General features: G+C 70.0%; 13 protein-coding genes. 5 read left to right on the top strand and 8 right to left on the bottom strand.

Going from position 1 to position 19,803, the window contains the following annotated elements; translation table 11 throughout:
* Window positions 1-488 precede the first annotated feature (488 nt).
* The gene (locus CSC68_RS14680; protein WP_162204352.1) at window positions 489-1,100 is read left to right on the top strand and encodes a superoxide dismutase; all 612 of its coding nucleotides are present in this window, start codon (window positions 489-491) and stop codon (window positions 1,098-1,100) included.
* Between the two features lie 302 nt (window positions 1,101-1,402).
* Here CSC68_RS14680 and CSC68_RS14675 read toward each other — a convergent pair whose 3' ends face one another.
* Genes CSC68_RS14675 through CSC68_RS14665 form a run of 3 tightly spaced genes read right to left on the bottom strand, consistent with a single transcriptional unit; the run spans window position 1,403 to window position 6,431 of the window.
* Window positions 1,403-4,546, bottom strand: a complete 3,144-nt coding sequence (locus tag CSC68_RS14675; RefSeq protein WP_162204351.1) for a multidrug efflux RND transporter permease subunit — start codon at window positions 4,544-4,546, stop codon at window positions 1,403-1,405.
* 12 nt (window positions 4,547-4,558) lie between these two features.
* Window positions 4,559-5,764, bottom strand: a complete 1,206-nt coding sequence (locus tag CSC68_RS14670) for an efflux RND transporter periplasmic adaptor subunit (RefSeq protein ID WP_162204350.1) — start codon at window positions 5,762-5,764, stop codon at window positions 4,559-4,561.
* Window positions 5,765-5,795: 31 nt separating this feature from the next.
* Window positions 5,796-6,431: a TetR/AcrR family transcriptional regulator gene (locus tag CSC68_RS14665; RefSeq protein WP_162204349.1), complete on the bottom strand. Its 636-nt coding sequence runs from the start codon at window positions 6,429-6,431 to the stop codon at window positions 5,796-5,798.
* 123 nt (window positions 6,432-6,554) lie between these two features.
* Here CSC68_RS14665 and CSC68_RS14660 point away from each other — a divergent pair, with 123 nt between their 5' ends.
* The 4 genes from CSC68_RS14660 to CSC68_RS14645 all read left to right on the top strand — a co-directional run bounded on the left by CSC68_RS14660 (window position 6,555) and on the right by CSC68_RS14645 (window position 14,059).
* A complete protein-coding gene (locus CSC68_RS14660) occupies window positions 6,555-11,615 on the top strand; it encodes an NAD-glutamate dehydrogenase (RefSeq protein WP_246193611.1) in 5,061 nt (1,686 codons plus the stop codon).
* Between the two features lie 135 nt (window positions 11,616-11,750).
* A complete protein-coding gene (locus tag CSC68_RS14655; RefSeq protein ID WP_162204348.1) occupies window positions 11,751-12,521 on the top strand; it encodes an NAD kinase in 771 nt (256 codons plus the stop codon).
* A 203-nt stretch (window positions 12,522-12,724) separates the two neighbouring features.
* A complete protein-coding gene (locus CSC68_RS14650) occupies window positions 12,725-13,090 on the top strand; it encodes a hypothetical protein (RefSeq protein ID WP_246193610.1) in 366 nt (121 codons plus the stop codon).
* 60 nt (window positions 13,091-13,150) lie between these two features.
* Window positions 13,151-14,059, top strand: coding sequence for a 5'-nucleotidase (locus CSC68_RS14645; protein ID WP_162204353.1), 909 nt, complete (start codon window positions 13,151-13,153; stop codon window positions 14,057-14,059).
* 7 nt (window positions 14,060-14,066) lie between these two features.
* Here the strand turns inward: CSC68_RS14645 and CSC68_RS14640 are convergent, their stop codons facing one another.
* The 5 genes from CSC68_RS14640 to CSC68_RS14620 all read right to left on the bottom strand — a co-directional run.
* The gene (locus CSC68_RS14640) at window positions 14,067-15,131 is read right to left on the bottom strand and encodes a protein-glutamate methylesterase/protein-glutamine glutaminase (protein WP_162204346.1); all 1,065 of its coding nucleotides are present in this window, start codon (window positions 15,129-15,131) and stop codon (window positions 14,067-14,069) included.
* On the bottom strand, window positions 15,131-15,724 hold the full coding sequence (gene cheD, locus CSC68_RS14635; RefSeq protein WP_162204345.1) for a chemoreceptor glutamine deamidase CheD: 594 nt from the start codon (window positions 15,722-15,724) through the stop codon (window positions 15,131-15,133). Before cheD ends, CSC68_RS14640 begins: the two co-directional genes overlap by 1 nt.
* Window positions 15,721-16,581, bottom strand: coding sequence for a CheR family methyltransferase (locus CSC68_RS14630; RefSeq protein WP_162204344.1), 861 nt, complete (start codon window positions 16,579-16,581; stop codon window positions 15,721-15,723). Before CSC68_RS14630 ends, cheD begins: the two co-directional genes overlap by 4 nt.
* Before the next feature lie 93 nt (window positions 16,582-16,674).
* On the bottom strand, window positions 16,675-18,828 hold the full coding sequence (locus CSC68_RS14625) for a methyl-accepting chemotaxis protein (RefSeq protein WP_162204343.1): 2,154 nt from the start codon (window positions 18,826-18,828) through the stop codon (window positions 16,675-16,677).
* Between the two features lie 466 nt (window positions 18,829-19,294).
* Window positions 19,295-19,803, bottom strand: a 509-nt coding sequence (locus tag CSC68_RS14620) for a methyl-accepting chemotaxis protein (RefSeq protein WP_246193608.1), incomplete at its 5' end; no start/stop codon positions are given.

Here is a 19,803-nt window from a genome sequence, read left to right as displayed (position 1 = left end):
CCCCCCGCCGCGTCCTGCCGCAACCCCAGCCGAACCCGCTCCGTCCCGCCCTGCCCCTCAGCCTTCCGCTCCTTGCCGCCGCCCTGTTGCCGGCCGGCCTGGCCTGGTGGCAGCCCCCCGACCCTGCCGCGCCGGCGGCCACGCCCACCGTGCCGGCCGACGCCGGTGCCGCCGGCGCGGCAGGTTCGGGGTGCTGCCACCAGGCCAGGCCGGCCAGCAACAGGGCGGCGACAAGCAGCGGAAGGCTGCGGGACAGGGCGGTACGGTGCGTCTTCGGCATGCGTTGCAGTATGCGACCGCGGGCGTGGTGTTTCCGCGAGGCCTGCACGCCGCGTTCGCGTGCGCTTCACGCACGGGCGCGCACAGGTGGACGCCGGCGCCGATGGAACGCGGCCGTTCCATGCCGGACCTTGGTTGACCGCGCCGGCATCCCTACACTGTGCAGGCCGCCCGGATGTTCCGGGCACGCCATTCTCAAGGAGACCACCATGGCCTACACCCTTCCCGAGCTGCCGTATGCCTACGATGCGCTGGAGCCGCACATCGATACGGAGACGATGAAGATCCACCACACCAAGCACCACCAGACGTACATCAACAACGTCAACGCCGCGCTGGAAGGCACCGAGTACGCCGACCTGCCGGTCGAGGAGCTGGTGAAGAAGACCAGGTCGCTGCCGGAGAACCTGCAGGGCGCGGTCCGCAACAACGGCGGCGGCCATGCCAACCACAGCCTGTTCTGGACGGTGATGTCGCCCAACGGCGGCGGCCAGCCCAAGGGCAAGGTCGGCGAGGCCATCGAGAAGGAGCTGGGCGGCTTCGAGAAGTTCAAGGAAGCCTTCACCAAGGCCGCGCTGACCCGCTTCGGCAGCGGCTGGGCCTGGCTGAGCGTCACCCCGGACAAGAAGGTCGTGGTCGAGTCCTCGGCCAACCAGGACAGCCCGCTGATGGACGGCAACACCCCGGTCCTGGGCCTGGACGTCTGGGAGCACGCCTACTACCTGAAGTACCAGAACCGCCGCCCCGAATACATCGGTGCGTTCTTCAACGTGATCAACTGGGACGAGGTCGAGCGCCGCTACCAGGAGGCGATCAGGTAAGCCTTCCGGCTTCCTTCGATCCCGCGAGAACGCCCCGGCATTGCCGGGGCGTTTTTCTTTGGGCCTTCTCCCGATGGGCGAGCGTGCGGCCCGGGTAAGCGGAGGCGTACGGCGCCGCTGCAGCGACAGGGCGCCCGCGGGGTTGGGTTGCGTCGCCACGCGCCTGGACGTTGCCGCCGGACGGCGCGGGTGCGAGCCAAGGGTGGCCACCCGGATGCGGCCTTCGGGCTTATCCGGGCTACGCGCAAAAAGAAGCCCCGGCACGGGGCCGGGGCTTCCAGGTTGCCGCTAGCGGCGATGGCTTACTGCGTGATCGCAGTGCCGCCGCGCTGCTGCTTCTCCAGGTATTCCTTCGACGGCTCGTCGAGCTTGTCGCCGAGCATGCGCCGGACCACGATGAAGAACACCGGGATCATCAGCAGGCCGAGGAAGGTGGCGAACAGCATGCCGCCGATCACGCCGGTGCCGATGGCGTGGCGGGCGTTGGCGCCCGCGCCGGTGGACAGGGCCATCGGCACCACGCCCATGATGAACGCGAACGAGGTCATCAGGATCGGGCGGAAGCGCAGGCGGGCCGCCTCGACGGTGGCTTCGCGCAGGGTCTTGCCGGCCGCACGCTGTTCCACCGCGAACTCCACGATCAGGATCGCGTTCTTGGCCGCCAGGCCAATGATCGTGATCAGGCCGATCTTGAAGAAGATGTCGTTCGGCAGGCCGCGGGCCAGGCTCAGCAGGACCGCGCCGAGCACGCCCAGCGGCACGACCAGCAGCACCGCCACCGGGATCGACCAGCTCTCATAGAGCGCGGCAAGGCACAGGAACACCACCACGATCGACAGCACCAGCAGCAGGGTCGCGGTGTTGCCGGCCAGGATCTCCTGGTAGGACATGCCCGACCAGTCGAAGCCGAAGCCCGGCGGCAGGTCGTTGTTGACGATGCCTTCCATGATCGCCATCGCCTCGCCCGAGCTGTGGCCCGGGGCCGGCGAACCGACGATGTTGACCGCGGCGTAGCCGTTGTAGCGGTTCAGCGACGGCGGGTTGGTGGACCACTGGGCATCGACCACGGTCGTCAGCGGGATCATCCCGCCTTCGGCATTGGGCGTGTAGAAGTGGGCCAGCGACTCGGCACCGGTGCGGTACGGGGCGTCGGCGCGCAGGTTCACGCGCTTGATGCGGCCTTCGTAGAAGAAGTCGTTGGCGTACACCGGCGCCAGCATCAGGCTGATGGCGTTGTAGATGTCGCCGACCTGCAGGCCCATGGCCTGCGCCTGCACGCGGTCGACCTTCAGCTGCAGCTGCGGGGCGTCCTCCAGGCCGTTGGGACGCACGCCCACCAGGCCGGGATTCTGGGAGGCGGCGCCGAGCAGCATGTTCCGCGCCTGGGTCAGGGCGACCTGGCCCTGGCCGGTACGGTCCTGCAGCCACATGTCGAAGCCGCCGAACTGGCCCAGGCCCTGGACGGTCGGCAGGTTGACCACGAAGATCGTGGCCTCCTTGATGCCGAACAGGGCGCCGTTGGCCTGCTGGATGAACTCCGGCGCGGTCAGCTTGCGCTCTTCCCACGGCTTGAGCTTGATGAAGCCCATGCCGACGTTCTCGCCCTGGCCGATGAAGCTGAAGCCGGCCACCTGCAGCATGCTCTCGAAGCCTTCGACGCCCTCCAGGCGCTCGCGCATCTGCGCGAACACGTCCTGGGTGCGCTGCAGGCTGGCGCCCGGCGGCAGCTGCACGATCGCCAGCGCATAGCCCTGGTCTTCCTCGGGCAGGAAGCTGCCGGGCATGCGCGAGAGGCTGAAGCCGCACAGCACCGCCAGCACCACGAACAGGATCATCCAGCGCGGCGCGTGCCTGACCGCGCTGCCGATGTGGCCGACGTAGGTCGTGCTGATCCGGTCGTAGTACTTGTTGAAGGTGCGGAACACCCAGTTGGAATTGGCGTGGTGGCTGGGCTTGAGGAAGGTCGCGCACAGCGCCGGGGTGAAGCCCAGGGCCAGGAACGCGGAGAAGCCCATGGCGATGGCGATGGTCAGCGCGAACTGCTTGTAGATCTCGCCGGCCGCGCCGCCCTGCAGGGCCGAGGGGATGAACACCGCCGCCAGGACCACGGTGATGGCCACCACCGCGCCGGTGATCTGGCCCATCGCCTTGATCGTGGCGTCGTAGGGCGCCAGCCCTTCCTCGGTCATGATGCGCTCGACGTTCTCGATCACCACGATCGCGTCGTCGACCACGATGCCGATCGACAGCACCAGGGCGAACAGGGTCAGCTGGTTGATGGTGAAGCCGATGACCGACAGGCCGACGAAGGTGCCCAGCAGGGCGACCGGGATGACCAGGGTCGGGATGATGGTGGCGCGGATGTTCTGCAGGAAGATCAGCATCACCAGGAACCCCAGCACCACCGCCTCGAACAGGGTCTTGACGACCTCCTTGATCGAGATCTTGACGAAGGTGGTGGAGTCGTACGGCGACATCCAGGTCACGCCCGCCGGGAAGGTGGACTGCAGCTCGTCCATCTTCGCCCGCACCGCGTCGGCCACGTTCAGGGCGTTGGCGCCCGGCAGCAGCTGGATGGCGAAGGCGCCGATGGGCTTGCCGTTGTAGCGGGTGTCGAAGCCGTAGGCGCCCGGGCCGAAGGCCACGCGGGCCACGTCCTTCAGGCGCACGGTGGTGCCGTCCGCGTCGGCGCGCAGGATGATCTCCTCGAACTGCTCGGGCGAGCTGAAGCGGCTCTCGGCCGAGACCGTGGCGGTGAAGGCCTGGCCTTCCGGCGCCGGGTCGGAACCGACCGAGCCGGCGGCGAACTGCACGTTCTGGGCGCGGATGGCGGCCAGCACCTGGGTCGCCGACAGGCCGTAGCCCTGGAGCTTCTCCGGGTTGAGCCAGATGTTCATCGCGTACTCGGCGCCGAACTGCTGCACGCTGCCGACGCCGGGGATGCGCGAGATCTGCTCGATCACGCGCGAACCATTGAGGTCGTTCAGGGCATTGCGGTCGACCGCCGGGTTGTCGGAGATCAGGCCGACCACCATCAGGAAACCGGCGTTGGCCTTGGCCACCACCACGCCCTGCTGGGTCACCTCGGTCGGCAGGCGCGGGGTCGCCAGCGAGACCTTGTTCTGCACCTGGACCTGGGCGATGTCGGGATCGGTGCCGGTCTCGAAGGTCAGGGTGATGCTGGCGCGGCCGGTGGCGCTGGACGACGAGCTGAAGTACAGCAGGTGGTCGATGCCGGTCAGCTGCTGTTCGATGACCTGGGTGACCGCCTTCTCGACCGTCTCGGCGCTGGCGCCGGGGTAGGTCGCGCTCACGGTCACCTGTGGCGGCGCGATGTTGGGGTAGGACTCCACGCCAAGGCCGAGGATCGAGATCACGCCCGCGAGCGAGATCAGGATCGCAACGACCCAGGCGAAGACCGGGTGGTTGATGAAGAACTTGGGCATCGGGAAGGATCCTTACTCGGCCGGCTTCGCTTCGGCGGCGGCCTCGTCGGCCGCCTCGCCGGCGGCGGGCGCCTGCTGCGGCTGCTGGCCGGCGTCCGCCGCGTCCTGGGCGGGCTGGTACGGGGTGGCCTGCACGGGGGCGTTCTCGCGGGCCTTCTGCACGCCGGAGACGATCACCTGGTCGCCTGCCTCCAGGCCGGAGGTGACCAGCCAGTGGCCGTCGTTGGCGATGCTGGCCTCGATGTTCTTGCGGGCGACCATGCCGTCGGCACCGACCGTCATCACGTAGGCGCCGTTGGCGTCACGCAGCACCGCCGCCTGCGGCACCAGGAACACGCCCGACAGCTCGCCCAGGTTGGCCTTGAGGGTGACGAAGCTGCCCGGCAGCAGGGCCTGCTGCGGGTTCGGGATCACCGCGCGCAGCGAGACCGCGCCGGTGGCCGGGTCGACCGTGGTGTCGGAGAAGTCGAGCGTGCCGGTCTGATCGTAGGCGCGGCCGCCCGGCAGCAGCACCTGCACGGTGGACTTGCCGGCGCCGGCCAGCGACACGTTGGAGGCGCCGCGCAGGCGCTCCAGCTCGGTCGAACCGATCGAGAAGTTGGCGTACAGCGGGTCCAGCTGGTCGACGGTGGTCAGCAGGGGGGCCTCGCCCTGGCCGACCAGGGCGCCCTCGGTGACCTGCTGCTTGCCGGCGCGGCCGGAGATCGGCGCGGTCACGCGCGCGTAGCCGAGGTTGATCTCGGCGGTGCGCACGGCGGCGCGGGCGGCCTCAACCGCGGCCGCGGCGCTGCGCTCGGCGGCGACGGCGTTGTCCAGGTCGTTCTGCGAGACGAAGTTCTGCGGGGCCCGCTGGCGGGCGCGCTCGGCGCTGGCGCGGGCATTGGCGTAGCTGGCTTCGGCCCGGGCCAGTTCGCCGCGGGCCACGCCCAGCTGCGCCTGCAGCGGCGCCGGGTCGATCTGGAACAGGACCTGGCCTTCCTTGACGTCGCTGCCTTCCTGGTAGACGCGCTTGAGCAGCACGCCCGGGACGCGCGCGCGCACGTCGGCCGAACGGTACGGCGACAGGCGGCCGACGAGCTCGCGCTCCAGCGGCACGGTCTGCGGCTGGACTTCGAGCACGCCGACCTGCGGCGGGGGCGGGGGGGGGGCCTGTTCCTGCGAGCATGCGGCCAGGGCCAGCAGGCTGCAGGCCAGGAGCAAGGGGCGGTACATCGTCATGGAATGGCTCCGAATGTTTTCGTGGGGTGTTTCAGGTTCGGGAAGCTGGCGGCGCGAAAGCGCGCAGGAAGCTGTCGATGGCGAATTCGGCCCACCGTGACCGCGCCTCGGGCGTGTCGCGGTGGGGCGCGAGGTGGCGCTGCCGGTCGAAATCCAGACCGACGATCATGCCCAGCAGGAGCTCGGCCGCGCAGTGCGGATCGTCATGCCTGAGCAGGCCGCGGCGCATGGCCTGCTGCAGCCAGCCGCCCAGGCGGTCGAGCAGGGCCCCGACGTAGTTCTGGTACATCGCGGCGACCTCCTCCGGGAACTCCTGGGCCTGGATGGTGACCAGGCGCGCAGTGCCAAGGGTGCGGGGCTCGGCCAGGTAGGCCAGATGATCCTCGGCGAAAGTGACCAGCGCCTTTCTCAGCGAGGCCGCGGTGGGCGCCGGCGGCAGCCGCGTGGCGGCCATGCCCTCGCTGGCCACCAGGTGCATCAGCGCCTGCTTGGAACCGTAGCGAGCATAAAGCGTCTGCTTGGAGCAGCCGGCGCGCGCGGCGATCGCGTCCATGCTCACGTTCACGCCCTGTTCGGCCACCAGCTGGCGCACGGCGTCGCGCACCCGCTGGTGGCGGGCGTCGTCGGCCGGGGCTCCGGCGGGCGCGGAAGGCGGATCGGTGTGCATGCGGATGTGGACTATACCGTCCAGTCCAATAAATGGAAAGCGGGATTTTTGCCGCTGTGCATCAAGGTTTTGTCGGTTGCAGCGGATACAATCGCGGCACCTTCAAACCTCGGCGCATCCGCCATGACTCCCAAGCCGGTTTCCAAGGCTGCCAAACCCTCCAAATCCGCCAAGCCTTCCCCGCGCAAGGCACCCGCCAAAGCCGCCCGCGCCTCCGGGCCCGGCAGCAAGGCCGACAAGGTGCTCGCGGACAAGCCGGCCCCGGCCGAGGGCCAGGCGTTCTCGCTCGAGCCGGTGTTCGCCGCCTCGCGCAAGCTGGTGCCGGCCGCGCAGCAGGCCGAGCTGCGCGAGTTCCTGGCGGCGTTCTACCGGCGCATGGAGGAGGACGAGTTCCCGCAGCATGAGCCGCAGGGCTGGGCCGCGATCGGCGCCGACATGCTGGAGTTCGCGCGCAGGCGCAAGCCGGGCACGGCCAACGTGCGGGTGTTCAACCCAACCATGAAGGACAACGGCTGGGAATCGCCGTACACCGTGCTGCAGATCGTCAACGACGACATGCCGTTCCTGGTCGACTCGGTGAGCATGGCCCTGTCGGACATGGGCGTGTCGGTGCACGTGCTGGGCCATCCGCTGGTGCGCATCGAGCGCGACCGCGCCGGCAAGCTGGCCAAGGTGGGCGAGGGCAAGCCCGAGTCGCTGATGCTGCTGGAGATCGACCGCCAGCCGCCGGAGGCGATGGCTGCGATCGGCAAGCGCGTGGCCGCGGTGCTAGCCGAGGTGCGCGCGGTGGTGTCCGACTGGGGCCTGATGCGCGACCGCATGCAGACCCTGGCCGACGCCCTGGCCCCCCGCCGCATGCCGGTGGACGACGCCAACCGCCGCGAGGCGCAGGAGTTCCTGCGCTGGGCCGCCAACGACCACTTCATCCTGTTCGGCTACCGCGAGTACCGCGTGCTGCGCCAGGGCGGCGAGGACGTGCTGGCCCCGGTCGAGGGCTCCGGTCTGGGCCTGATGCGCGGCCACGACAGCGCCGCGCCGCGTCCGGTGCGGACCCTGGCCGCCCATGGCCTCAACGAGGCCGGCGCCGGCGTCGAGCCGCTGATCCTGACCAAGACCAATGCCCGTTCGCGCCTGCACCGCAAGGGCTACATGGACTACATCGGCGTCCTGGAGTTCGACGCCAATGGCCGCATCATCGGCGAACAGCGCTTCCTCGGCCTGTACACCTCCAGCGCCTACAACCGGCGCCCGTGGGAGATCCCGCTGGTGCGCGAGCGCCACGAGTACGTGATGCGCAAGTCCGGCCTGGCGCCGAACAGCCACAGCGGCAAGGCGCTGCGCCACATCCTGGAGACCCTGCCGCGCGAGGAGCTGTTCCAGTCCAGCCCCGAGGACCTGTACCGCACCGCCACCGGCGTGCTGAGCCTGCAGGAGCGCGTGCGCAGCCGCCTGTTCCTGCGCCGCGACCGTTACGGCCGTTTCTTCTCGGCGCTGGTCTACATCCCGCGCGAGCGCTTCAACACCGACGTGCGCCTGCGCATCGAGGCCATGCTGCGCGAGGCGCTGCACGGCGAGCACGTGGATGCCAGCGTGGTCCTGGGCGAGTCGCCGCTGGCCCAGCTGCACCTGATCGTGCGGCCCAAGGCCGGCGAGGTGGTGGACCTGGACATCGCCGCGCTCGAGAACCGCCTGGCCCACCTGCTGCGCAACTGGCAGGACGACCTGCGCGAGCTGCTGATCGCGCGCCACGGCGAGGCCGAGGGCCTGCGCCTGGCGGCCAGCTACGGCCGCGCCCTGCCGGCCGGCTACATCGAGGACGTCTCGCCCGAGCTGGCGGCCAACGACGTTGAACAGCTGGCCGCGCGGGCCGGTCCGGACGACCTGCGGCTGAGCCTGCACTCGACCCCGCGCGAGGGCGGTGCCGGCCTGCACCTGAAGCTGTACCGCCAGCATGACGACATCCCGCTGTCGGACGTGCTGCCGCTGATGGAGAACATGGGCCTGCGGGTGATCTCCGAGCATCCGTACCGCCTGCAGGCCAGCCTGCCCGGCGGTGGCAGCCAGCCGATCTACATCCAGGACTTCGAGGTCGAGGCCCAGGCCGAGGCCGGCGATGCCGGCGCCCTGGCGCGCGAGTTCGAACAGGCCTTCGCCGCGATCTGGGCTGGCCAGGCCGAGAACGACGGCTTCAACCGCCTGGTGCTGGGCGCCGGCCTCGACTGGCGCCAGGTCGCGCTGCTGCGCGGCTACTGGAAGTACCTGCTGCAGACCGGCGTGCCGTTCTCGCAGGGCTCGGTCGAGCAGACCCTGGCCCGCTACCCGCTGCTGGGCCGCCTGCTGGTCGAGCTGTTCGAGGCCCGCTTCGATCCGGCCAGCCTCAACGCCACCCAGCTGCGCGCCGCGCAGCAGCGCCTGGCCGACCAGCTGCGGCCGCTGGCCCGGGGCGAGGAGGCGACCGTGCGCATCCTGCAGGAAGTGGTGGACGCGCGTGGCGGCGACCGCAACGCGCGCACCGAGTCGGTGCGCGAAGCCCTGTTCAAGCTGCTGGACCGCGTCGACAGCCTCGACGACGACCGCATCCTGCGCAGCTTCATCGACGTCATCGACGCGACCCTGCGCACCAGCTATTTCCAGCGCAACGCCGAGGGCAAGCCGGCCGAGACCATCAGTTTCAAGTTCGACCCGGCGCTGATCCCCGAGCTGCCCAAGCCGCGGCCGTACCGCGAGATCTTCGTGTACGGCCCGCGCGTGGAGGGCGTGCACCTGCGCTTCGGCCCGGTGGCCCGCGGCGGCCTGCGCTGGTCCGACCGGCGCGAGGACTTCCGCACCGAGGTGCTGGGCCTGGTCAAGGCGCAGATGGTCAAGAACACCGTGATCGTGCCGGTCGGCGCCAAGGGCGGCTTCTACGCCAAGCGCCTGCCCGACCCGGCGGTGGACCGCGACGCCTGGTTCGCCGAGGGCGTGGCCTGCTACAAGCTGTTCATCCAGGGCCTGCTGGACATCACCGACAACATCGTCGGCGGGAAGATCGTGCCGCCGCGCGACGTGGTCCGCCACGACAAGGACGACCCGTACCTGGTGGTGGCCGCCGACAAGGGCACGGCCACGTTCTCGGACATCGCCAACGGCCTGGCGATCGCCCACGGCTTCTGGCTGGGCGACGCGTTCGCCTCCGGCGGCTCGGTGGGCTACGACCACAAGGGCATGGGCATCACCGCCCGCGGCGCGTGGGAGTCGGTCAAGCGCCACTTCCGCGCCCTGGGCCGCGACAGCCAGAGCGAGGACTTCACCTGCGTCGGCATCGGCGACATGTCCGGCGACGTGTTCGGCAACGGCATGCTGCTGTCGAAGCACATCCGCCTGGTGGCCGCGTTCGACCACCGCCACATCTTCCTGGACCCGGATCCGGATGCGGCGCGTTCCTACGCCGAGCGCGAGCGCCTGTTCAAGCTGCCGCGCTCCAGCTGGGCCGACTACGACGCCAAGCTGATCAGCAAGGGCGGCGGCGTGTACCCGCGCAGCGCCAAGTCGATCGAGATCAGCCCGCAGGTGCGCGCCGTGCTGGGCCTGGCCGACGACGTGCGTTCGCTGTCGCCGGCGGCGCTGATGCAGGCGATCCTGCGCGCGCCGGTGGACCTGCTGTGGAACGGCGGCATCGGCACCTACGTCAAGGCCTCCACCGAGCAGCACTCGGACGTGGGCGACCGCGCCAACAACGCCATCCGCGTCAACGGCAACGAGCTGCGCTGCAAGGTGGTGGGCGAGGGCGGCAACCTGGGCATGAGCCAGCTCGGCCGCATCGAGGCCGCCCAGCACGGCGTGCTGCTCAACACCGACTTCATCGACAACTCCGCCGGCGTGGACACCTCCGACCACGAGGTGAACATCAAGATCCTGCTCAACGCCGCGGTGCAGGACGGCTCGCTGACCATGGCCGCCCGCAACAAGCTGCTGGCGTCGATGACCGACGAGGTCGGGCGCCTGGTGCTGTTCGACAACTACCGCCAGAACCAGGCCATCAGCCTGATGGAGCGGATGAGCGTCAAGCGCCTGGGCTCCAAGCAGCACTTCATCCGCACCCTCGAGGCGCAGGGCCTGCTCGACCGCCAGATCGAGTTCCTGCCTTCGGACGCGGAGCTGGCGGCGCGCAAGGCGCGCGGCCAGGGCATGACCCGTCCGGAGCTGGCGGTGCTGCTGTCCTATGCCAAGCTGGTGGCGTTCCAGCAGCTGCTGGATTCGGACATCCCCGAAGACCCGTACCTGTCCAAGGAGCTGCAGCGCTACTTCCCCGAGCCGCTGCAGAAGAAGTACGCGCCGCTGATGGAGAAGCACCGCCTGAAGCGCGAGATCATCGCCACCGCGGTGACCAACCAGACCATCAACCGGATGGGCGCCACCTTCCTGCTGCGCATGCAGGAGGACACCGGACGCAGCCCGGCCGAGGTGGCCAAGGCCTACACCATCAGCCGCGAGGTGCTGGACGCGCGCAGCCTGTGGAACCAGATCGACGGGCTCGACGGCAAGCTGCCGGAGGCCGCGCAGATCGACGCCCTGCAGGTGATCTGGAAGCTGCAGCGCTCGTTCGTGCGCTGGCTGCTGGGCCGCCCGGGCCCGATGCCGAGCATCGCCGCGGCGGTGGCGCGCTACCACGACGCGTTCAACGCCATCCGTTCGGCCTCCGGCGTCCTGCCGGACTCCCAGCGCCCGGCCTACGAGGCCGCGCTGCAGGAGTGGAAGGACAAGGGCATGCCGCCGGCGCTGGCGCAGCAGCTGGCCGAGCTGCCGTACCTGGAGCCGGCGTTCGACATCATCGAGCTGGCCGCCGAGCGCAAGCTCAAGCCGGTCGACGTGTCGCGCGTGCACTTCCGCCTGGGCGAGGCCCTGGGCCTGCCATGGCTGTTCGAGCAGATCGACGCGCTGGCGGTGGATGGCCGCTGGCATGCGGTCGCCCGGGGGGTGATGCGCGACGAGCTGGCCGCCCACCACCGTGCCCTGGCAGGGCAGGTGGTGGCGCAGCCGGCGTCCGACCCGGACGGCAAGGTGCGCCAGTGGCTGCAGCGCGACGATGCCTCGCTGCGCTTCACCCTGGGCATGCTCGAGGAGCTGTCGGCGCAGAAGACGCTCGACTATCCGACCCTGTCGGTGGCCGTGCAGAAGCTGGGCCAGCTGGCCGCGCGCGGCTGACGCCGTGCGCCAGGGGGACGGCCGGCAGACGCCGGTCGTCCCTGCCGGGCCGCCCCATCCGGGCGACGGGGACACGGCGCGCACGCGGGGCGGTTATCCTGCAGCGACAGGGACGACCGCCGGATGGAGACATCGATGACCGCAAACCCCCGCATCGCCTTCCTCGCCAGCGCCGCGCCCGGCGCCCAGGAAGCGCTGGCTGCGCTGGTGGAGCGCCACGGGACCTGCCCGCCGCAGGAGGCAGACGTGATCTGCTCGCTCGGTGGCGACGGCTTCATGCTGCAGACCCTCCACCGCCACGGCGCGCTGGGCAAGCCGGTGTACGGCATGAAGCTGGGGACGGTGGGGTTCCTGATGAACCACTTCCGTCCCGATGCCCTGCTGGAACGGCTGGAGGCGGCGGAGCCGGCGATCCTGCGTCCGCTGGAGATGGTGGCGCAGACCGAGTCGGGCAGCACGGTCGGTTCGCTGGCCTACAACGAGGTGTCGCTGCTGCGGCAGACGCGCCAGGCGGCGCACATCCGCATCGACCTCAACGGCCAGCAGCGCCTGGACGAGCTGATCTGCGACGGGGTGATGGTGGCCACGCCGGCCGGCAGCACCGCGTACAACTTCTCGGCGCATGGACCGATCCTCCCGCTTGGATCGCAGACCATCGCGCTGACGCCGATCGCGGCGTTCCGACCACGGCGCTGGCGCGGCGCGATCCTCAAGGCGGAGACCGAGGTGCGGTTCGAGGTGCTCGACCCGTACAAGCGGCCGGTCAGCGTGACCGCCGATTCCCACGAGACCCGCGACGTGGTCGAGGTGGTGATCCGCGAGTCCCGCGACCGCACCGTTACGCTGTTGTTCGACCCGGAGCACAACCTGGAGGAACGTATCCTGAGCGAGCAGTTCGTGGTATGACAGAAGGTCCGCGCTGGCGCGGCACGCGGGGCCAGGGGGAGCGCCCGCGGACGAAAACCCGAAAGGAACACTTCAACGGATAGGGGAGGGGCCCCGTGAAGTTGCAGTATCTCTTGTTGCTTTGCGCACTTCCTGCGCAGGCTTTGGCTGCCTGTGCGTTCGACACCAACCTCCAGCCCTTCAGGGGCGCCGCGACCGCATTCGTGGACACCACGGCCGTGCAGGTCCCGGAAGTGGAGGACGTCAGTTTCACCCGGGGACTTGCCGGCGGCGCGTCATGCGACCAGCTCGGTTTCCTGACCATCAAGCTGCGCTGGCCGCGCGGCCCCCACGACCTGGAGGACGTCGGATTCGAGTACCGCGTGGTGAATGGCGAGGCGCCGGAGGACTTGCTGCCGGAGGGCCTGGTCGTCGCTCCGGTGCGTGGCCGGCGCACCGAGCACCAGCTGACCTGGAACGATGGCGCGCCCGGCGAACAGCGTCCGCTGCGCCTGCTGCTCGAGGTCCGGGCGGTGACTTCCGACGGCCTGCGCGGCCCGCCGGCGCAGGTACGGGTCGGGGCGCCCTGAGCGACCGCGCTGCGTCGTGCTCGATGCCATAATCCCGGCATGGACGCGACCGACCGCTACATCCAGGACAACGCACCGCGGGTGCTCACCGTCGCGGTGACCTCGCGTGCGTTGTTCGACCTGGAGGAAAGCCACGCCCTGTTCGAGCGCGAGGGCCTGGAGGCCTATGCCGAGTACCAGCGCCAGCTGGAGGACGAGGTGCTCGAGCCGGGCGTGGCCTTCCCGGTGGTGCGCAAGCTGCTGGCGCTCAACAAGCGCCTGCCGGAGGACGCGCCGCGGGTCGAGGTGATCCTGCTGTCGCGCAACTCGGCCGACACCGGCCTGCGGATCTTCAATTCCATCCAGCACTACGGCCTGGGCATCGTGCGCGCGGTGTTCACCGCCGGCGAGGCGACCTGGCCGTACGTGGCGCCGTTCGGGACCAACCTGTTCCTGTCGGCCAACCCGGAGTCGGTCCGGCGCTCGCTCGAGCACGGCGTGGCCGCGGCGACGATCCTGCCGGCGCGGGCGGCCGACGCGGCGCGCGACCAGTTGCGCATCGCCTTCGACGGCGACGCGGTGATCTTCGGCGACGAGAGCGAGCGCATCTCGCGCGAGCAGGGCGTGGAGGCCTTTGGCCTGCACGAGCGCCAGCGGGCGCGCGAACCGCTGTCCGGCGGCCCGTTCCGTGGCTTCCTGGCGGCGCTGCCCCAGCTGCAGGCGGCGTTCCCGCCGGGCGAGGACGCGCCGATCCGCACCGCCCTGGTCACCGCGCGCTCGGCGCCGGCGCACGAGCGGGTGATCCGCACCCTGCGCGAATGGGGCGTGCGCCTGGACGAGGCGCTGTTCCTGGGCGGGCGCGACAAGGGGCCGTTCCTGGCCGCGTTTGGCGCCGACATCTTCTTCGACGATTCGCGCCACAACATCGACAGCGCCCGCATGCACGTGGCCGCCGGCCACGTGCCGCACGGCGTGGCCAATCCGGAGTAACGGCGGGTCAGGCCCGGGCGTGGATGCCGGCCAGCTCCAGCAGGCGGGCGGGGATGCGGTCCAGCGGCAGGACTTCCTCGGCCGCGCCGAGCTTCACCGCGGCACCGGGCATGCCCCAGACCACGCTGGTGGCTTCGTCCTGGACCAGGGTCGGGGCTCCAGCCTCGCGCATTTCCAGCAGGCCACGCGCGCCATCGTCGCCCATGCCGGTGAGGATCGCGCCCACGGCGTTGGGACCGGCGTTCTGCGCGACCGAACGGAACAGCACGTCCGCCGCCGGCCGATGCCGGTTCACCGGCGGGCCGCCGTCGACCCGGCAGCGCCAGCGGGCGCCGTCGCGGATCACGCGCAGGTGGCGGTCGCCGGGCGGCAGGTAGGCATGCCCGGACAGGATCAGCTCGCCGTCCGAGGCCTCGCGCACCAGCATCGGCGAGTGCCGGTCCAGGCGCTCGACGAAGGCGCGGCTGAAGCCACCGGGGATGTGCTGGGTGAGCACGATGGCCGGCGCATCCGGCGGCATCTGCTCGAGCACGGCGCGGATGGCCTCGGTACCGCCGGCCGACGCCCCGATCGCGATAAGGCGGTCGGTGGTGCGGAAGCGGGCGGTCATGGGGGCCGCCGGGCGCGGCGATTCGGGTTCCAGGCGCTGGGCCGGGCGCACCAGCGCCTGCACCCGCGCCTTGGCCGCGCCCTTCACCTTGGCCGCGATCTGGCTGGCGTATTCCTCCAGGCCCTGGGCCACGCCCAGCTTCGGCTTGGTCACGAAGTCCACGGCGCCCAGCGCCAGCGCCTGCAGGGTGACATCGGCGCCGCGCTCGGTCAGCGAGGACACCATCACCACCGGCATGGGCCGCAGCCGCATCAGGTTCTCGAGGAAGGCCAGGCCGTCCATCCGCGGCATTTCGACGTCGAGGGTGATGACGTCGGGGTTGAGCCGCTTGATCTTCTCGCGCGCCAGGTACGGGTCGGCGGCGGTGCCGACGACCTCGATCTCCGGGTCGGCCGCCAGCAGTTCGGTAAGCACCTGGCGCACGACTGCCGAGTCGTCCACCACCAGTACGCGCACGGCCATCAGAACAGCTCCACGCCACCGGTGACGGGCGCGCGCGACAGCTGCGAGCGGACCGCCGTTTCGGCCGCCACGACCTCGGCGCCGTGGGCGTGCGGGAGGCGGTTGACGATGACCTTGCCGGTTTGCGGGAAGAACCAGACCTTGCGCGGGTGGATGCCGCGCAGGTCCTCGGCGACCACCGGGATGCGCTCGGCATCGAGGTAGGACAGCACGAATTCGGCGTTGCGGGTGCCGACCGGGTTGCTGGTGAAGCCCTTGAGCACGTTGGCGCCGCCGAACACCTTGGCTTCCAGGCGCTTGCGGTTGGCGCCGCGCTTGAGCAGTTCGTTGATCAGCACTTCCATGGCGTAGCTGCCGTAGCGCGCGGGGGCGCCGTCGCCGGTGTTGCCGTCCGGCAGCAGGAAATGGTTCATGCCGCCGAGGTTGAGCAGCGGGTCGCGGATGCAGGCGGCCACGCAGGAGCCCAGTACCGTCACCAGGGCGGTGCCGTCGTCCACCACCAGGTACTGGGTGGGCAGCAGCTTGGCGGCCGGGACCTGGAACTGCGGGTCCCGGTAGCGCATCACGCCGTCGGATTCCAGGGCCAGGCTCATGCGCGCACCGTCCGTCGGTAGAGGGTCCGGCCGCAGGGCTGGATGAGGTCGGCCGCGTGCAGGTAGTTCTCCGAGTGGCCGGTGTACAGCAGGCTGTCGGCGTCCATGTGTTGGACCAGCCGCGAGAGCACGGCGCGCTGGGTGGCCTTGTCGAAGTAGATCATCACGTTGCGGCAGAAGATCGCCGCGAAGCTGCCGCCGACGTCGTAGCGCGGCGCCAGCAGGTTCAGCGGCCGGAATTCCACCAGGGCCTGCAGGGCGGGATTGACCCGGCAGCGGCCCTCGTTGGGCCCGGTGCCGCGCTGGAAGTAGCGGCGACGGGTGTCCGGGTCCAGGCCGGCGATGCGCTCCATGGAGTAGACGCCGCGCCTGGCGGTGGCCAGCACCTGGGTGTCGATGTCGGTGGCCAGGATGCGCACCGGCGGGGTCATGGTGCCGAAGGCCTCGCAGGCGGTGATCGCCAGCGAGTACGGCTCCTCGCCAGTGGAGGCGGCGCAGGACCAGATGCGGACGGGACCGCCACTGTTCGCCAGCGCCTGCAGTTGCCCGTGCAGGTGCTCGAAATGGTGGGGCTCGCGGAAGAAGGCCGTGAGGTTGGTGGTCAGGGCATTGGTGAACGACTGCCATTCCGGGCCGGCCGGATCGGCGTCCAGCATGTCCAGGTAGGTGCCGAAGTCCTCCAGGCCCAGCGTCCGCAGGCGGCGGGACAGCCGGCCGTAGACCATGTCGCGCTTGGCGGGTGCCAGGGCGATGCCGGCGCGGGCGTGGATCATGCGGCAGACGCGCTGGAAGTCGCGATCGGAGAAGGCGAAGTCGCGCTGCTCGGCGGGAGGGTGGGGCAGGTGGTTGGCGCTCATGTCGTTCGGGGGACCGGCACTGTGCCGCTGTAGCCGTTATCGGCCGCAGATGCCCGGAGTGAAGGGGGCCGCCGCCTGGGCGGCCCCCCATCCTCAGGCCGCGGCCGGCTGGAGGGCCTCGGCCGGGCCGGCCGGGGCTTCGATGGCGCGCGACCGGGCGCCGTCCAGGTGGAAGACGGCGATGGCCTGGGCCAGGCCCAGGGCCTGGTCCTCCATGGCGCGGGCGGCGGCGGAGGCTTCCTCGACCAGGGCGGCGTTCTGCTGGGTGGTCTCGTCCATCTGCACGATGGTCTGGTTGACCTGCTCGATGCCCGAGGCCTGCTCCTGCGAGGCGGCCGCGATCTCGGAGATGATGTCCGTGACCCGCTGCACGCTGGTGACGATCTCGCCCATGGTGCTGCCGGCCTGGCCGGCCAGGGCCGAGCCCTCGGACACCTTTTCGACTGAGTCCTCGATCAGCTGCTTGATCTCTTTGGCGGCCGTGGCCGAACGCTGGGCCAGCGAACGCACCTCGGTGGCGACCACGGCGAAGCCGCGGCCCTGCTCGCCGGCGCGCGCCGCTTCCACCGCGGCGTTGAGCGCCAGGATGTTGGTCTGGAAGGCGATGCCGTCGATCACCGAGATGATGTCGGCGATCTTGCGGGAGGACGCCTGGATGTCGGCCATGGTGTGGACCACCTGGCCCACGACTTCGCCACCCTGCGACGCGACGTCGGCCGCGCCGATGGCCAGCTGGTTGGCCTGGCGGGCGTGGTCGGCGTTCTGCCTGACGGTGGAGGTCAGCTCCTCCATCGAGGCGGCGGTCTCCTCCAGGTTGGCGGCCTGCTGCTCGGTGCGGCGGGACAGGTCGCTGTTGCCGGAGGCGATCTCGGTCGATGCGGTGCCGATGGCACCGGCCGCCTCCTGGATGCGCTGGACGATGGCGGTCAACTGTTCGACGGTGGCGTTGGCGTCGTCGCGCATGCGGGCGAACACGCCGTGGAACTCGCCTTCCATGCGCGCGGTCAGGTCGCCTCGGGCGATGGCCTGGAGCAGGGCCGAGATCTCGGCCAGGTTGGCGTCGGTGTTCTGCATCAGCCGGTTCAGGCCGCCGACCATGGCGCGGAAGTCGAACTGGAAGCGGCCCTCGTCGCCGCGCTGGCTGAAGTCGCCTTCGGCCGCGGCATTCGCCAGGCGGCGGATTTCCCCGTTGATGGCCGCCAGGTTGCCCTTGATGCCATCCACGGTCTCGGTCATCGCCGCCTTCTCGCCGGGCAGGCGGTCCATGTCGGTGCTGAAGTCGCCGACCGAGTACTGCCTGAGGACGTCCAGCGAGCGCTGGATGGTCTCCACGTGCGAGGCGACCAGGGCGTTGGAGGCCTGGGCCATCGTCCCGAACTCGCCGGGGAAGGCCGCATGGTCGATGCGGTAGCTGATGGTGCCGGCATCATGCTGGCGCGCGAGCTCGCGCTGGGCGTCGATCACCGACTGCACCTGCTGCTGCATGCGTTGCATGGAGCGGGCGAGGGCGGCCGGCTCGTCGTTGCCGGAAGTGTCGATGACATTGTCGAGGCGGCCGGCGGCGATGCCGTCGGCGACGCGGATGCTGTCGGCCAGCGGACGGGTCAGGCTGCGGGTGATGAAGAAGGCCGCGAACGCGCCGAGCAGGACGCTCAGGGTGCCGAATGCCAGCACCAGGTTGCGGGTGCGGGCTTCGACGGCGAGGTAGTCCTCGCGGCTCCTGGCGGTCAGCTCGTTCTGGTATTCGGCGGTCGCGGCGATCTTCCGGTTCCAGCCGACGGCGAGCGGACGCAGTTCGTTGAGCAGCACGTCGATGGCGGCATCGAAGTCGTCCGCCTTCATGAAGTCGTCGAGCTTGGCGGTGGACTGGTCGGCCAGCCGGCGTGCCTCCAGGATCTCCTGGACCATGCGGTCACCATTCGCGTCGCGCGGAAGCTTGAGGTATTCCTCCCAGGCCTTGTCGTAGTCGACGAACAGGTTCTGGGCGTACGCGTAGTCCTGCTCGAAATCGGCGCCACGCTTGATCAGCATCAGGCGACGCTGCATCAACACGTTGTTGTTCGTGTTGAGCATGCTGTTGAGCAGCCGCACCTTTGCCATGTTGATGTCGACGACCTGCCTGAACTGGGCAGACGTCCGGCTGTTGCCGTGGATGACCACGGCCAGCATCCCGGTGATGAGCAGGAGCAGGAGGCCGAAACCAGCGGCGAGCCGTGCACCTACCTTCAATTTCCTCAGGGCAAACATCGCATCCTCTTCGTGACAGGGGTCACCGGGAAGCGGCGGTCTGCAGGCTTTCTTTAGGCGCAGGCGCGCACTGGATGCGCGTCCTGTGACGGAGCGCTCCCATTGGAAATCCGGGGCTTACGGATTGATGTGGATCAATGCCGAGCGATGTCTGCGGTGGTACTTAACGACCGTCATCGCGCATCCATTAAGGGGATGGGGCTGGATGGTTCACTCTTCGTTTATGGGGCTTGCGGCCCGCGCGGAAGCATCGGCGCCGCTGTTCCCGTCTGGTGCATTTCTGCCGCGTCTGGACGGGGAGATTGTTGCCGCCACCCGCGGGTAACAGGATGCGACGGCGGCACAGTGTTGATCCGGAACCTCACAAACATCTGAAACGCAGACGGAGAACCCCGGCGTGGGCCGGCGTTCTCCGTCGGGGCAGGAGCGGCGGTTTCTTCCCGCTCGCAGGAACGCTGCGTGGAACTCAGAACTCCTGCCAGTCGCCGTCCTCGGCCGTCACCGGAGCGGGGGCGGCCATGTTCGAACGCGGGGCAGGCGCCGCCTTGGCAGCGGGCGCCGTCGCCACGCTGCGCACCGGGGCACGCAGGGTCGCGCGCGCCGCGCCGTCGGCCAGGCGGAACACCGCCCCCGCCTCGACCAGCTGCCCGGCCTGCTCGGCCATCGAACGCGCCGCGGCGGAAGCCTCTTCCACCAGGGCGGCGTTCTGCTGGGTGGTCTCGTCCATCTGCACCACGGTCTGGCTGACCTGCTCGATGCCGGCAGTCTGCTCCTGCGAGGCCGCCGAGATCTCGGACATGATGTCGGTGACCCGGTGCACGCTGGTGACGATCTCGCCCATCGTGGTCCCGGCCTTCTGCACCAGGGCCGAGCCGTTGGCGACCTTGCCCACCGAGTCGTCGATCAGCTGCTTGATCTCCTTGGCCGCGCCGGCCGAACGCTGGGCCAGGGTGCGCACCTCGGAGGCGACCACGG

The organism is Pseudoxanthomonas suwonensis, from assembly GCF_010093235.1.
Classification (GTDB): domain Bacteria; phylum Pseudomonadota; class Gammaproteobacteria; order Xanthomonadales; family Xanthomonadaceae; genus Pseudoxanthomonas; species Pseudoxanthomonas suwonensis.
The sequence above is the reverse complement of the archived record's forward strand: the minus strand, read 5'-3'. Positions and strand labels throughout refer to the sequence as shown.